Source organism: Variovorax sp. RTB1, from assembly GCF_035018765.1.
Classification (GTDB): Bacteria; Pseudomonadota; Gammaproteobacteria; order Burkholderiales; family Burkholderiaceae_C; genus Variovorax.
Genome location: NZ_JASJXG010000028.1, coordinates 1 through 14,897, shown reverse-complemented (window position 1 = coordinate 14,897; position 14,897 = coordinate 1). Strand labels below are relative to the sequence as shown.

14 protein-coding genes and 1 tRNA gene are annotated in these 14,897 nt (G+C 61.8%); 7 read left to right on the top strand and 8 right to left on the bottom strand.

Translation table 11 applies throughout. The features are described 5' to 3' along the window. Nucleotides 1-96: 96 nt before the first annotated feature. The 5 genes from QN397_RS16955 to lptF form a co-directional block, all read right to left on the bottom strand. Nucleotides 97-1,260, bottom strand: a complete 1,164-nt coding sequence (locus QN397_RS16955; protein WP_323495174.1) for a pyridoxal phosphate-dependent aminotransferase — start codon at nucleotides 1,258-1,260, stop codon at nucleotides 97-99. Continuing rightward, nucleotides 1,257-2,198, bottom strand: coding sequence for a CysB family HTH-type transcriptional regulator (locus QN397_RS16950; protein WP_323495175.1), 942 nt, complete (start codon nucleotides 2,196-2,198; stop codon nucleotides 1,257-1,259). The genes QN397_RS16955 and QN397_RS16950 overlap by 4 nt, the downstream gene beginning before the upstream one ends. A gap of 64 nt (nucleotides 2,199-2,262) precedes the next feature. Continuing rightward, nucleotides 2,263-2,637, bottom strand: a complete 375-nt coding sequence (locus tag QN397_RS16945) for a CbiX/SirB N-terminal domain-containing protein (protein WP_323495176.1) — start codon at nucleotides 2,635-2,637, stop codon at nucleotides 2,263-2,265. 2 nt (nucleotides 2,638-2,639) lie between these two features. Then, complete coding sequence (gene lptG, locus QN397_RS16940) at nucleotides 2,640-3,746, bottom strand: LPS export ABC transporter permease LptG (protein ID WP_323501476.1); 1,107 nt, start codon at nucleotides 3,744-3,746, stop codon at nucleotides 2,640-2,642. Beyond that, nucleotides 3,743-4,864, bottom strand: coding sequence for an LPS export ABC transporter permease LptF (gene lptF / locus QN397_RS16935; protein WP_323495178.1), 1,122 nt, complete (start codon nucleotides 4,862-4,864; stop codon nucleotides 3,743-3,745). Before lptF ends, lptG begins: the two co-directional genes overlap by 4 nt. 21 nt (nucleotides 4,865-4,885) lie before the next feature. On the opposite strand from lptF, the gene QN397_RS16930 reads away from it, so the two are divergent. The 6 genes from QN397_RS16930 (at nucleotide 4,886) to QN397_RS16905 (ending at nucleotide 10,854) form a co-directional block, all read left to right on the top strand. Then, the gene (locus QN397_RS16930; RefSeq protein ID WP_323495179.1) at nucleotides 4,886-6,391 is read left to right on the top strand and encodes a leucyl aminopeptidase; all 1,506 of its coding nucleotides are present in this window, start codon (nucleotides 4,886-4,888) and stop codon (nucleotides 6,389-6,391) included. Nucleotides 6,392-6,419: 28 nt separating this feature from the next. Beyond that, nucleotides 6,420-6,857 carry a DNA polymerase III subunit chi gene (locus tag QN397_RS16925; RefSeq protein WP_187052104.1) on the top strand — a complete coding sequence of 146 codons (438 nt, stop codon included), beginning with the start codon at nucleotides 6,420-6,422 and terminating at the stop codon, nucleotides 6,855-6,857. Continuing rightward, nucleotides 6,857-7,417 carry a hypothetical protein gene (locus QN397_RS16920; protein ID WP_323495180.1) on the top strand — a complete coding sequence of 187 codons (561 nt, stop codon included), beginning with the start codon at nucleotides 6,857-6,859 and terminating at the stop codon, nucleotides 7,415-7,417. Before QN397_RS16925 ends, QN397_RS16920 begins: the two co-directional genes overlap by 1 nt. Nucleotides 7,418-7,555: 138 nt before the next feature. Then, nucleotides 7,556-8,770, top strand: a complete 1,215-nt coding sequence (locus tag QN397_RS16915; RefSeq protein WP_323495181.1) for a branched-chain amino acid ABC transporter substrate-binding protein — start codon at nucleotides 7,556-7,558, stop codon at nucleotides 8,768-8,770. A 408-nt stretch (nucleotides 8,771-9,178) separates the two neighbouring features. Next, a complete protein-coding gene (locus QN397_RS16910; RefSeq protein WP_323501475.1) occupies nucleotides 9,179-10,216 on the top strand; it encodes a PQQ-dependent sugar dehydrogenase in 1,038 nt (345 codons plus the stop codon). Between the two features lie 32 nt (nucleotides 10,217-10,248). Beyond that, a complete protein-coding gene (locus QN397_RS16905; RefSeq protein ID WP_323501474.1) occupies nucleotides 10,249-10,854 on the top strand; it encodes a c-type cytochrome in 606 nt (201 codons plus the stop codon). A gap of 89 nt (nucleotides 10,855-10,943) precedes the next feature. Here QN397_RS16905 and QN397_RS16900 read toward each other — a convergent pair. From QN397_RS16900 to QN397_RS16890, 3 genes are all read right to left on the bottom strand, one after another. Further along, nucleotides 10,944-11,033, bottom strand: a tRNA-Ser gene (locus QN397_RS16900). Nucleotides 11,034-11,047: 14 nt separating this feature from the next. Next, the gene (locus QN397_RS16895) at nucleotides 11,048-11,980 is read right to left on the bottom strand and encodes an SPFH domain-containing protein (RefSeq protein WP_187052102.1); all 933 of its coding nucleotides are present in this window, start codon (nucleotides 11,978-11,980) and stop codon (nucleotides 11,048-11,050) included. A 26-nt stretch (nucleotides 11,981-12,006) separates the two neighbouring features. Beyond that, on the bottom strand, nucleotides 12,007-12,432 hold the full coding sequence (locus QN397_RS16890) for an NfeD family protein (protein ID WP_187052101.1): 426 nt from the start codon (nucleotides 12,430-12,432) through the stop codon (nucleotides 12,007-12,009). A gap of 106 nt (nucleotides 12,433-12,538) precedes the next feature. On the opposite strand from QN397_RS16890, the gene QN397_RS16885 reads away from it, so the two are divergent. Then, nucleotides 12,539-14,857, top strand: a complete 2,319-nt coding sequence (locus QN397_RS16885; protein ID WP_323495184.1) for an arginine/lysine/ornithine decarboxylase — start codon at nucleotides 12,539-12,541, stop codon at nucleotides 14,855-14,857. Nucleotides 14,858-14,897: the final 40 nt, after the last annotated feature.

The window sequence follows — 14,897 nt, the reverse complement described above, 5'->3', positions numbered from 1 at the left end:
AAGGGCATTAAAAAGAGCTCCAATGTTCTGTCTGCTATCCCCTTCGGCCTAGGGAATGCATCGCCTTTGGCAGTCAGGGGACGCCTACGAAACGTGTCAGAGCCTGGCGAGCCGATCGAGCGCGGTTTGGAGCGTTTCGTCTTTCTTGGCAAAGCAAAAGCGCACCACGCGCTGGTCGAATCCGTCGCCATAGAAGGCCGACAGCGGAATGGCTGCCACGCCGATCTCGCTGGTCAGCCATTGGCAAAAGTCGGCTTCGCCGAGGTCGCTGACTTCGCTGATGTCGACGCACTGAAAGTACGTGCCCGCGCTCGGCAGCAACTTGAAGCGGGTCTTTGCCAGGCCCGCGGCAAACAGGTCGCGTTTGTGCTGATAGAACGCCGGCAGTTCGAGGTAGGGCGCCGCGTCACCCATGAAATTGGCCAGCGCGTGCTGCATCGGCGTGTTGACCGTGAACACGTTGAACTGATGCACCTTGCGGAACTCGGTCGTGAGCACGGCCGGTGCCGCGACGTAGCCGACCTTCCAGCCGGTCACGTGATAGGTCTTGCCAAAGCTGCTCACGATGAAGGCGCGCGCCGCGAGGCCTGGAAAGCGGGCAGCACTCTGATGCAGCGCACCGTCGTAGACCATGTGCTCGTAGACCTCGTCGCTGATGAGCAGCACCTCGGTCGGCGCCAGCAACGCTTCGAGCTGGCGCATTTCGTATTCGGTCCAGACGGTCGCGCTCGGGTTGTGCGGCGAGTTGACAATGATGGCGCGTGTACGCGGTGTCATCGCGGCGGAAATCTTTTCGAAGTCGGGCCGGAAGGTGCCTGGCGTGAGGGGCACACGCACCACCGTACCGCCGGACAGCTCGATGTTGGGCACGTAGCTGTCGTAGCAAGGCTCCAGCACGATGACCTCATCGCCCGGTCGTACGACGGCCAGCACGGCGGTGATGATGGCCTGCGTAGCACCGGCAGTGACGGTGATCTCGCTCGCCGCGTTGTAGCTGTGGCCGTAAAGCGCCGTGACCTTGGCAGCGATCGCCTCGCGCAGTGTGGCGATGCCCGGCATGGGCGGGTACTGATTGTGGCCGGCCGCCATGGCTGCCGTCACGTCTGCGATCAGCTTTGGGTCGCAATTGAAATCCGGAAAGCCCTGACCCAGATTGACCGCACCCTTTTCAGCGGCCAATGCCGACATCACGGTGAAGATCGTTGTGCCGACCTGAGGTAGCTTGGTACCGACTTCAGGTGTGCGAAGAACAGCGCTCATAGTTCGTAGTCTTGATGATGGCCCGACAGGGCCTTGGCGATGAGGTTGCGGTCGAGCCGGTCGCTCAGCAACTCGGCAAATTTGAAGACGAAATTGCGCATGTAGGCGCTGCGCTTGAATGCGACCCGAGCGATGTTGGTGCCGAAGATGTGGCCCATCGGCTTGACCACCAAATCGGCATTGGTGTCGTCGCGCACCGCCATCTCCGCGACGATGCCGACGCCCAGGCCCAGGCGCACATAGGTCTTGATGACGTCGGAGTCGATGGCTTCGAGCGCGATGCGCGGGGTCAGCTTCTTCTGCGCGAAGGCCGCGTCGATGCGCGTGCGGCCGGTGAACGACGGGTGGTATGTGATAAGCGGCTCGGTCGCCAAATCTTCGAGCGACACGCGCTCCTTGGCTGCCAGCGGATGGTCCTTTGGCAGCACCAGCACGTGCTGCCACTCGTAGCAGGGCAGGGTGACGAGTTCGCTGTAGTCAGACAGCGATTCGGTGGCGATGCCGATCTCGGCGATCTCGTCGATGACCATGCGCGCCACCTGATCGGGCGAACCCTGGTGCAGGCTCATGTTCACCTTCGGATAGGCCTCGCGCAGCTTGGCGACCGGCACCGGCAGCACGTAACGCGCCTGGGTGTGGGTGGTGGCGATCGACAGCGTGCCGCTGTCTTCGGCGCTGAACTGCTCGCCGATGCGCTTCAGGTTGCCGACCTCGCGCATGATCAGCTCGATGCTGGCCAGCACATGCTGGCCCGGCTCGGTCACACGCTTGAGCCGCTTGCCGTGTCGCGCAAAGATCTCGACCCCGAGCTCCTCTTCGAGCTCGATGATGGCTTTGGAGACGCCGGGTTGCGAGGTGTGAAGCGCCTTCGCGGCCTCGGTCAGGTTCAGGTTACGCCGCACGGCTTCCTGCACGAACTTGAACTGGTGGAGATTCATAACAAATTCCGTCTTATTGTCGGATTTATTATGCCTTCTGCAATCTATGGAGCGTTGCGCAGGGTCAGCCGTGCAGGGCGATTTGCGCCAGCAGTTCGACGACTCGAATGTCTTCGCCGACCGCCGTTTGCAACGAAAACGTGACGCCGGGATGCGCGGCGCGCAGTCCATCGATCAGTCCCGGCAAGTCCTCGCGAACGTGCTTGCCGATGCCCAAGAAGAGCGGAACGATGCGCACGGCCTGTGCGCCTTGTGCGAGCAGCCCTGCGGCAGCTGTCGGCAAGTCGGGCGCCATCAGCTCAAGGTAGGCGCAAACCACCGGCGCACCCGGCGAGAGTTCGGTCATGCGCCGCGCGACGGCCTCGACCGGTGCGCGCCACCGCGCGTCTCTCGAGCCGTGCGCGAACAAAACAATGCCAGCTATAACCACATCGTTCATTCTTAACGCCTCAATACCAGCCATGTGAACGCTGCCAGCGACATCACGGAATAGATAAATCCCGGCGCTGCTGCCGTCATCCACGGCCACCAGTTGCTCAGGTTCCCCAGATAGCCGAAAACGTTGTTCAACATGAAGAAACTGATCCCGATCATCACGCCGCCGAACACGTAGCTCGTGATGCCGGCTTGCCGAAAGTGCAGATATGCGAAGGGCAGCGCCAGCACCACCATCACCAGACACGAGAGTGGATAGAACACTTTGCGCCAGAACTCGATTTCGTAGCGTTGCGCGGTCTGTCCGTTGGCATCGAGATGCCTGATGTACTCGAAGAGGTCGATGGTCGCCATGCGCTCTGGCTTGAGCAATGCGACCGACACCATCTCGTTGGTGAGAGTCGTCGGCCAGTGCATTTCAGGCATGTGCACCATGCCGATGCGGCCCTTGTCGACGGTGTTTCGCGTGTTGTAGTCTTGCTGCTCGACGTTGGTGAGAACCCACTCTTTGCCCACGACGCGCGCAGAGGCTGCAGATATTTGTTTGGCAATGAAGCCATCGGCATCGAATTCGAAAATGCGCGGGTTGGTCAAGGTGCCATCGCGCCGAATCGACGCGACATTGACGGCGTACGACTTGTCGTCGCGCCGTTCTTTCAGCCATGCACCGGTGATGCCGGCGGTCGCTATGTAACCCTGATAGCGTGCCTTCAGAAGTTGTGCCGTGCTGCCCGTGAAAGGTGCCACGTAATCGCCGATGGCAAAGGTAAGCACGACGAATCCAAGGCCCAGCACAAGCAACGTGCGCAAGGCGCGCCAGGGGCCCAGTCCGCTGGTGCGGAGGATCGTGTATTCGGAGCTTTGCGCGAGCCGCGCCATGACGAAAATCGTGCCGATCAATACCGCGATGGGCAGCAGCTCGTACAGATGTCCCGGGATTTGCAAAGTCACGAAAAGAAGCGCCTGCGGCAGGCCGTATCCCAGGCCCGTTTTACCGATTCCGGAAAGCTCGTCGACGAAGTCGAAGAAAAAGAACAGGCTCAAGAAGCCGAGGGTGACGAAAGCAACCGCCTTCAGCACTTCGGCGTAGATCAGGCGACGAATTGTTTTCACGTGGACGATGACGCAGACGAATGCGAGCGCGCAGGTGCAGGTTGGAACAGCCGTCGCAGGCTCCAGCTTTGATGGCGCGCTGACAGCCAAGTCAGGCTGATAGCCAGCACGCCGCCGTGCAGCGCCACCATGAAGCCGACGAAGCTGTAACGCCCCGACATCACCCAGCCCTGGCCAAGATTGATGAGGTTGTAATAGACGACGAATGCGAACAGCGCGAAGAGCAGGTTGCCGCTGCGGCCGACTCGCGGATTCACGCTCGAAAGCGTCAAAGCCAGCAGCACAAAGTTGATGCCAGCCAGCAGCATGCCGATGCGCCAGCCGAGTTCACCCATGTTTTCCGGCGTGGGTCGCGCCAACAACATGAGGGTGGGACGCGAACGCGCGGGAGCGTCATCGGCCGAGTCGGAGGTGTTGACTCCGGTTCGGGCGCCATAGGTCTTGAACTCGCTGATCTTGAGGCCCGAATTGTCGAGCGGGCGTTCGACGCGCTGGCCATTTTCCAGCATCAGATAGCGCGCCTTGTCGATGTCTTCCATATGGCCGCTTCGCGCCGACGTGACGATCTGCCGGCTGCGCTCGATCGATGAAATGAACACGTTGGATGCGGTGTCGGCATTGGGTGTGTCCTTGTCGATGAAGAAGACCCGCATGCGGCCCGCCGATTCGACGAACTCGCCGGGCGATACCCGCTCTATGTCGCTGCGGCGCTCGTACTGGGCGCGCATCCCCTGTGTCTGCGAATTGGCCCAGGGCCAGCCGACGAGCGCAAGCGCCAGGATGAGCAACAGCACCGGCCAGGCGAAGCTGAAGATCGGCTTCACGAAGTCCGCCAGACCCCGGCCGCTGGAAAACCAGATCACCATTTCGCTGTCACGGTACATGCGCGACAAGGTGCCGACGATCGAGACGAAAAGGCTCAGGCTAAGGATGGTCGGCAGGTACCCGAGCACCGTGTAACTCATCACGAGGAACACCTCGGATGGGTTGACACTGCCTTTGGCGGCCAACCCGAGCGTACGGATCAGCATCATGGTCATCACGATGGTGACCAGCACGACGAGTGTCGCGCCGAAGCTGCGAGACAACTCTCTACGTAGGGAGGAATGGAATAACATCGTCGAGGGAAAAAAAGGATTATGGACTTCCAACTCAAGACCCTCACCAGCAGCCTGGCTGCATCCGAAAAAGCCGACGCGCTTGTCTTCCTCGTGCCCGAGGGTGCCGTCGCGGACAACGATGCTTTGTCGGTCATCGCTGCCGCCGCGCGACTCGCCGGCGACTTCCCCGACAAGGCCGGCAAGCTGCTGAGCCTGTATCACCCGGTCGGCATTGCCGCGCCGCGCGTCGTCCTTGCGTCGATTGGCAACGGTCAGCCGGCGCAGGTTCGCAGCGCGGTGATCGCCGCAATCAACGCTGCGAAAGGCGTCGGCACCAAACGCCTGGTCATGGTCTTCGCGAAAGCGCCTGAGGCCGGCGCGCTGCACAGCGCGATGCTCGCCGCCGCCGATGCCAGCTACGTCTACACGACCACCAAGTCGAAGCCCGAGCCGCGCACGCTGCGGCATGTGACGCTCGGCGTGCCGGACGCCGCGTCGCTGGCCGGCGCATTTGCCGAAGCGAACGCGACAATCTCGGGCATCGAACTGGCCAAGGAGTGGGGCAACCGCCCGGCCAACTATTGCACCCCGACGATGCTGGCAGACGCCGCCAAAGAGCTGGCCGATCTGCCGCGCATCAAGTGCGAGGTGCTCGGCCCGAAAGAGGTCGCCAAACTCGGCATGGGCTCTTTTGCAGCGGTGGCGCAAGGCTCGTCGGAGCCGCTGCGCTTCATCGTGCTGCAGTACAGCGGCGGCGCCAAAGACGAAGCGCCCGTCGTGCTCGTCGGCAAGGGCATCACCTTTGACACCGGCGGCGTCTCGCTCAAGCCGGCTGCCGAAATGGACGAGATGAAGTTCGACATGTGCGGCGCGGCGAGCGTGCTCGGCGTGTTCCGCACACTGGGCGAACTCAAGCCGGCCATCAACGTGGTCGGGCTGATTCCTTCGTGCGAAAACATGAACGACGGCAAGGCGCTGAAGCCGGGCGATGTCGTCACGAGCATGAGCGGTCAGACCATCGAAGTGCTGAACACCGATGCAGAAGGGCGCCTCATCCTGTGCGACGCGCTGACCTATGCGAAGCGCTTCAAGCCGGCGGCGGTCATCGACATCGCGACGCTCACGGGCGCTTGCGTTGTCGCATTGGGTGGCGTGCGCAGCGGCTTGTTTTCACCGGACGACGTGTTGGCGAAGGCGCTTGAAACCGCCGGCGAGCAATCGCTCGACCGCTGCTGGCGCATGCCGCTCGATGACGAATACGCCGAGGGCCTGAAGACCCACTTTGCAGACGTCGCCAATATCGCGGGCCGCGCCGGCGGTGCGGTGACGGCGGCCAAGTTTTTGCAGCGCTTCGTCGACGGGTTTCCATGGGCCCATCTGGACATTGCCGGCAGTGCGTGGAAGAGCGGCGCCGCCAAAGGATCGACCGGTCGGCCGGTCGGCTTGCTGGTGTCTTATCTGGTCAGTCGCGTCGGCATGTCGATCGCAGCCACGCCGGCTGTGGCGCCGCGCAAGGCCGGCCGCAAAGCGCGTCCTGGCGCTTGATTCTTCCGATCTGTCAAACGATCGCCGCGTGACCGAAATCGACTTTCATTTCAACGCGCCGAACAAGGTGCACCACGCCTGCCGGCTGTTGCGCAAGGCCGTCGGCAAGCACGATGCGAGGCTTGTGGTGGTGGCGGATGCCGCAACGCTCGATGCGATCGATGCTGCGCTGTGGGACTTTTCGGCAGTCGACTTCGTGCCGCATTGCCGGGCAGACAGTGCACCGCACGTGGTGGCGCGCTCGCCCGTGGTGCTCATGGGCGCCGACATGGGGACGCCGCCCCATCGACAGGTGCTGGTCAATCTGGGCAACGCGTTGCCGATTGGATTCGAGCGTTTCGATCGACTGATCGACATCGTTAGCAGCGATGCACAAGACCGGCAACTGGCACGTGCGCGCTGGCGGCACTATGCCGACCGCGGTTATTCAATCAAGCGGCACGACTTCGGGGAGGCAACTGCCTGATGGCCAGCAACCAGCGCACGCCGCCGCGCTTCGTGCCGACGCTGACCACGGTGCTCGACATGCCTGATGAGCCGCGCGCGCTGCCATCGCCGCTTCCGCTGCCCCTGATGTCCGAAGAAGAGGCACAGCACACGCCGTCGGCGGAGGCACGCCAGGCCGCGATTGCAACGGCGATGGTCGGTATCGCCGCGGACGTGGCGCAGACAGCGGATGAGGCGTACGTAGCCGAGCCGCCTGCGCCCATCGCTTTGGACGCAGCCTCCAGCCCGCCGCCGGAAAACCGAATCGCCATCGATGTCCATGCCTTGTCGGACGCCGATGCGTTCGGCCTCGAAGAGCAATTGATGCACCGCGTGCTGCAGCGTATCGACCTGTCATTGGAGGAGCGTTTGAGCGACGCGGTGTCAGCTGCAGTTCAGCAACAGCTCGATGCGATGGTGCCGCGCTTGCGAAGCGAAATTGAAGGCGTCTTGCGTTCGCTGGTGGTCGAGGCGCTGTCGAAAGAGCTTTCCGACAACACAGGGTCTGTGCCAGCCTTCGGCCCACAATCCGTCGGCTAAACTGCGCGCCGGGTCGGCTGGCGCAGGGGCGTCCCCGGTCCGCGGCGCGAAACTTGCTGAATAAATTTGTCGGATTTCCCGCCCGGATCGAAAGACCGGTTTTTACTTAATTCTTCATCAATGTTCTGGAGGTTTCCCATGCAATTGAAATGGACTGTGACTGCGGTCGCTATGGCTGCACTGACGCTAGCGGCTTGCGGCAAAAAAGAAGAAGCTGCCGCTCCTGCTGCTGCGCCTGCAACCACCACTGCAGCCGCACCGGCAGCAGCCCCTCCTGCCGACACACTGATCGTCAAGATCGGTCACGTCGGCCCGACCAGCGGTCCGATCGCTCACCTCGGCAAGGACAACGAGTTCGGCGCCAAGATGGCCATCGAAGATTTGAACTCGCGCAATCTGAAGATCGGCGACAAGGTTGCCCACTTCGAATTGCTCGCAGAAGATGACGCTGGCGATCCGAAGCAGGGCACGGCAGTGGCACAAAAGCTGGTCGATGCCAAGGTCAACGGCGTGGTCGGTCACTTGAACTCGGGCACCACCATCCCGGCTTCCAAGTTGTACAGCGACGCTGGCATTCCGCAGATCTCGCCATCGGCAACCAACCCCAAGTACACGCGTCAAGGCTTCAAGACCACGTTCCGCGTGGTGGCTGACGACACGCAACTCGGCGGCACGCTGGGCAAGTACGCAGTCGAAACGCTCAAGGGCAAGAATATTGCCGTGATCGACGACCGCACCGCTTATGGCCAGGGTGTGGCTGAAGAGTTCGAAAAGTCGGTCAAGGCGGCGGGCGGCACCATCGTCGGCCATGAGTTCACGACGGACAAGTCGACCGACTTCAATGCCATCCTGACCAAGCTCAAGGGCACCAAGCCCGACGTGCTGTTCTTCGGCGGCATGGACGCGGTCGCCGGCCCGATGCTCAAGCAGGTCAAGCAACTCGGCATGACCGTCAAGTTCATGGGCGGCGACGGCCTGTGCACTGGCGAACTGGCCAAGCTGGCCGGCGATGCGATTGGTGAGGACATGGTGGTTTGCGCCGAAGCCGGCGGTGTCGACGGCGACTTCAAGGCGCCTCTGGAAAAGTTCAAGGCCGACTTCAAGGCCAAGAACGGCGTCGACGTGCAGATCTATGCACCGTACGTGTACGACGCCGTCGAGATCCTGGCCGACGCCATGGTCCGCGCCGGTTCGTCGGAGCCGGAAAAGTACCTGCCTGAAGTTGGCAAGACCAACTACAAGGGCGTGACCGGCCCGATCGCCTTCGACGAAAAGGGCGACATCAAGAACGGCGCGCTGACTCTGTACACGTACAAGGCCGGCAAGCGCGAACAGATCGCTGTCGTTCGCTAAGCCTTCGCGGCAATCGAGAAAGGGGCCTTCGGGCCTCTTTTTCTTTGTGCAGAGAAAAGAGGTCTTTCGACCTCATTGTCGGTAAGGGAAAACGACAGATGTGCTCGGAGGAGCGGCGTGTTTTTATCAACCTGCCATTCAAACAACAAACAGGAGACAAAAATGCGCAATTCAGTGACAGGTGCCATCGCTCGGCCGCTCGGTCTGGGTGCCATGGCCAGTGTGGCGAGCGTGTGCGCCGCGCTCTTCATGCTGCCGGCTACCCAAGCCTAGGCTCAGGCAGTCAAGAGCTACGACTCCACCAAAAAAGACTTCTGGGAACATCCGCCCGCGGACTGGTTTCTCGGTGACGAAACCGAATCCCAGAAAGGTCTGGCGCCGCCATCCGGTCCAGCCTTGCCGGCATCGATGGCCGACCTCGAAAAGAACCTCAAGGCCATCAAGCTTCCCAAGGGTTTCAAGATCAGTGTGTATGCGGCCGGCGTCAACAGCGCACGCCAGATGGCGTGGGGCGACAAGGGCACGCTCTTTGTCGGCTCGTTCGGCGTAGGCACCGTGTATGCGATTACAGACAACGGCAAGACCGTGAAGCCGATCATCACCGGGCTGAAGATGCCGACGGGCGTCGCGTTTCGCGATGGCTCGCTGTACGTGGTCGATATCGACAGGATCCTGAAGTACGAGAACGCCGAAGCCAACTTGGACAAGATGCCCGAAGGCAAGGTCGTCTACAACGACATGCCGGCCTATGCAGCCCACGGCTGGAAGTACCTGACCTTCGACAAACAGGGCTGGCTCTACGTGCCCTTTGGCCCGCCGTGCAACGTGTGCTTGCCGCCAACGAGCCTGTCGCAAGTGCGGCGCATCAATCCGGCAACCGGCGAGGCGGAGATGGTCGCCATCGGCGTGCGCAACAGCGTGGGCGGCGACATCGATCCGCGCACCGGCGACTACTGGTTTACCGAGAATGCGCGTGACTGGGTCAGCGACGACATGCCCAGCGACAAGCTCAACCATGTGGCGAAAATCGGCGCGCACTACGGCTATCCGTATTGCCACCAGGGCGACATGCCCGACCCCAAATACGCGATGGGCCACAAGTGCTCCGAATTCACGCCACCGGCCTTGAAGCTCGGCGCGCACGTGGCGCCACTCGGGATGAAGTTTTACACCGGCAAGCAATTCCCGGCCGAGTACGCCAACAACATCTTCATTGCCAACCACGGCTCATGGAACCGTCACAAGTACAGGGGCGGCGAGATCGTCCGCGTCACGACCGATGCGCAGGGGAAGAAGATCAAGCAGCAGACGTTCGCAACCGGCTGGATCACGGGTGATCAGGCTTACAGCGGTCGGCCGGCGGACGTGTTGGTGGCGGCCGATGGATCGCTGCTCGTCGCTGACGACTGGGCGGGTGCGGTGTATCGCATCAGCTACGGCAAATAACGAGAGGCGCGCTCAATGGCTGGAGTAAAGCGATGGGTGTGATGGCACCGGTGCGGCTGTGGGCCGCGTTGGCCGCGTTAGCAACGTCAGCTGCGTTGAGCGGCGCGGCTCACGCTGCCGACTTGCCCGCTGCGTCGGCCAAGGCAGAAACATGCATCGCGTGCCATGGCACCGTCGGCATTTCGCAGATGCCGGAGACGCCGTCGCTGGCAGGTCAACCGGAAAGTTTTCTGCAGTGGCAACTGGTTTACTTCAGGACGGGCACACGCAAGTCCGCGGTGATGCAGCCACTGGCGGCGAGTCTGAGCGACGATGACATCCGGGTGCTGTCCAAGCACTTTGCCGCTATGGCGCCACCGCCGCGCGCCACAGCTTCGGGCGATCAGTCGATGTACTCGGTCGGCCTCAAACTGGCGCAACAAAACCGCTGTGCCTCGTGCCACAAGGACGACTATTCGGGCACCCAGGCAACGCCGCGAACTGCTAACCAGCGCGAAGACTATTTGCTCAAGGCGTTGCGCGACTTCAAGGCCGGCAAGCGAACCGGCGGCGGCGTGGCCGCGATGGCCGATGTGGTGTATCCGCTGGCGGACGACCAGCTGCGCGCGTTGGCAAATTTCATGGCGCAATACCACTAGGCTCCTCCGAGCCCAGACGCAAAAAAGCCCCGCGAACGGGGCTTTCAGCAGGTTTTTGGAATGACCTGATGCGACGTGAATCGCATCGCTGGCGGAGCAGGCGGGATTCGAACCCGCGGAGGGTATTAACCCTCACACGCTTTCCAGGCGTGCGACTTAAACCGCTCATCCACCGCTCCAGCTGGCAGTGATTCTAACCGGCTCCGGGACTGGTTTTTGCGGCTTGCACCATTCGCATAGCCGATGCGATGAGCGCCGAGGTCTCGGTCATGTTGCTGGGCACGATCAGCGTGGTCTTCGAATCGGCTGCTACCTTGCTGTAGGCATCGATTGCGCGCTCGGCGACCTTCAGCTGCACAGCTTGTTCACCGCCCGGCTGGCGGATCGCAGCGGCGACACGCTCGATGGCAAAAGCCGTTGCATCAGCGACTGCGGTGATGGCAGCCGCCTCGCCCTGGGCGTTATTGATCTGCGCCTGCTTCTCGCCTTCGGAGCGCGCGATAAAAGCCTCGCGCTCGCCGGTCGCGATGTTGATCTGCTCTTGTCGACGACCTTCTGAGGCAGCGATGAGCGCGCGCTTGCCGCGCTCGGCGGTGATCTGCGCCTGCATGGCCAGCAAAATTTCCTTTGGAGGCGTCAGGTCCTTGATCTCGTAGCGCAGCACCTTCACGCCCCAGTTGAGCGCGGCCTCGTCGATGGCTTGCACCACTTGCGCGTTGATGATGTCGCGCTCCTCGAATGTCTTGTCGAGCTCCAGTTTGCCGATCACGCTACGCAGAGAGGTCTGCGCCAGTTGGGTGACGGCCATGATGTAGTTCGACGAACCGTAACTCGCGCGCATCGGGTCGGTCACCTGGAAGTACAGGATGCCGTCGACCTGCAACTGCGTGTTGTCGCGCGTGATGCAAATCTGGCTCGGCACATCGAGCGGGATTTCTTTCAGGCTGTGCTTGTAGGCGACCTTGTCGATGAACGGAATAAGGAAGTTGGCGCCAGGCGTCATCGTGCTGTGGTACTTGCCGAGGCGCTCGCGCACCCAGGCGTTTTGCTGCGGCACGAATTTCACGGACTGGCTGATGAAGATCACTGCGATGATCAATATGACGAGGGGGACTGCGTAATCCATCTGCTATCTCCTTGGGTTTATGTTCTTTAGATCTTGTCGACGACCAGCCGGCTGCCGATGACTTCGGTCACGCGGTGCTCTCCTGGCGCTGGCGTGTGGCCGGGGCGCGGCACCACGGTCCATTGCGCGCCTCGGTAGCGGACCGTCGCCGTGCCGTCGGAGTTCCACGCATCGACCTGCACCTTTTCTCCGATGTCCATGTTCACGTCGGGGTTCGATGCACTGTCGAGCGGGGCAGGGCGACCACGTCGAATCAGATGCCAGGTAAGGACGGCGCCTACGCCGACGATTGCAGCGACGATGATTTGGGTGGTCAGACCGAAGCCCAGATGCGCCGCGATGGCAGCCGAAGCGAAGCCCGCGCTCAGCAGCAAAAGGTAGACGGTGCCCGACAGCAACTCCAGCACGATGGCCGCGCCCGCAATGAGCCACCAGACCGATGAGTTCGCCATTGAAGCCTCTTCGTTGTTGTTGGCCCCCATTGTCTGATAGATGGTCCGGCAGCCGTCACGCGAATTCCTTACACTTCGCGGCTCTTTTGCCTGCCGGACCCCGCACATGAAATTTCGTTTTCCGATCGTCATCATCGACGAGGACTACCGCGCCGAGAACACCTCGGGCCTTGGCATTCGCGCATTGGCGGAGGCGATCGTCGGCGAGGGCTTCGAGGTGCTGGGCGTGACGAGCTACGGCGACCTGAGCCAGTTCGCGCAGCAGCAAAGCCGCGCCAGCGCGTTCATCCTGTCGATCGATGACGAGGAGTTCACCGTTGGCCCCGACCTCGATCCTGCGGTGCTCAATCTGCGCACCTTCATCGGAGAGGTGCGGCGCAAGAACGCCGACGTGCCGATCTACATCTACGGCGAAACCAAGACGGCGCGTCACATCCCCAACGACATCCTGCGCGAGTTGCACGGCTTCATCCACATGTTCGAGGACACACCGGAGTTCGTGGCGCGCCACATCATCCGCGAAGCCAAAAGCTATCTGGAGGGCGTGCAGCCGCCGTTCTTCAAGGCGCTGATCGACTACGCCGAAGACGGCTCGTACTCTTGGCATTGCCCGGGCCATTCGGGTGGCGTGGCGTTCTTGAAGAGCCCGGTGGGGCGCATGTTCCATCAGTTTTTCGGCGAGAACATGTTGCGTGCCGACGTGTGCAACGCGGTCGAAGAGTTGGGGCAGTTGCTCGACCACACCGGCCCGGTGGCGGCCAGCGAACGCAATGCGGCGCGCATCTTCAACGCCGACCATTGCTTCTTCGTGACCAACGGAACCAGCACCAGCAACAAGATGGTGTGGCACCACACGGTGGCGCCCGACGACGTGGTGGTGGTCGACCGCAACTGCCATAAATCCATCCTGCACGCGATCATCATGACGGGCGCGATCCCCGTCTTCATGAAGCCCACGCGCAACCACTTCGGCATCATCGGACCGATACCCAAGAGCGAGTTCGAGAAGAGCGCGATCAAGGCCAAGATCAAGGCGAACCCGCTGTTGAAAGACCGCGACCCCGAGACCGTGAAGCCGCGCGTGATGACGCTCACGCAGTCGACCTACGACGGCGTGATCTACAACACCGAGACCATCAAGAACATGCTCGACGGCTATGTCGATACGCTGCATTTCGACGAGGCATGGTTGCCGCACGCGGCGTTCCATCCGTTCTATGGCGCCTACCACGCGATGGGCAAGCGCCGCGTGCGGCCCAAAGATTCGCTGGTGTTCGCGACGCAATCAACCCACAAGCTGCTGGCCGGGATCAGCCAGGCCAGCCATGTGCTGGTGCAGGATTCGCAGAACCGCGCGCTCGATCGTGACCTCTTCAACGAGGCTTACCTGATGCACTCGTCGACCAGCCCGCAGTACGCGATCATCGCCAGCTGCGACGTGGCCGCCGCCATGATGGAGCCGCCCGGCGGCACCGCGCTGGTCGAAGAAAGCATCCTGGAGGCGCTCGATTTCCGCCGTGCCATGCGCAAGGTCGAAGAGGAGTTTGGCAAGGACGATTGGTGGTTCAAGGTGTGGGGACCGGAGAAGCTCGTCGACGAAGGCATCGGTCGCGCGGAAGACTGGATCATGAAGGGCGAGAAAGAGGCCAAGCGCAAGACCAAGAAGTCACCGCGCAACTGGCACGGCTTCGGCGATTTGGCCGATGGCTTCAATATGCTCGACCCAATCAAGTCGACCATCGTCACGCCCGGCCTCGACCTCGAAGGCAACTTCGCGGACACCGGCATCCCCGCCAGCGTGGTGACCAAGTTTCTGGCCGAGCACGGCGTCATCGTCGAGAAGACCGGGCTCTACAGCTTCTTCATCATGTTCACCATCGGCATCACCAAGGGCCGCTGGAACACGCTGCTCACGGCGCTGCAGCAGTTCAAGGACGACTACGCACGCAATCAGCCGATGTGGCGCATCCTTCCCGAGTTCTGCCAGAGTCATCCGGGTTACGAGCGCCTCGGCCTGCGCGAGTTGTGCCAACACATACACAAGCTCTATGCGCGCTTCGACGTGGCCAAGCTCACCACCGAGATGTATCTGAGCGACTTGACACCTGCCATGAAGCCGAGCGATGCCTTCGCGCACATCGCGCACCGCAAGACCGAGCGCGTCGAGATCGACTTCCTCGAGGGGCGCATCACGACGAGCCTGATCACGCCCTACCCACCGGGCATCCCGTTGCTCATTCCGGGTGAGGTCTTCAACAAGAAGATCGTCGACTACCTGCGTTTTGCGCGCGAGTTCAACACCGAGTGCCCGGGTTTCGAAACCGATATCCACGGCTTGGTGGCGAAGGTCGACGAAACGGGCAAGAAGCGCTACTACGCGGATTGCGTCGCAGCACCTGTTGCTGCTGTCACGGCGTCGGACTGACCGGGCGCTCGACGATCGCGCTGCGCTTCAGCCGAAGCGC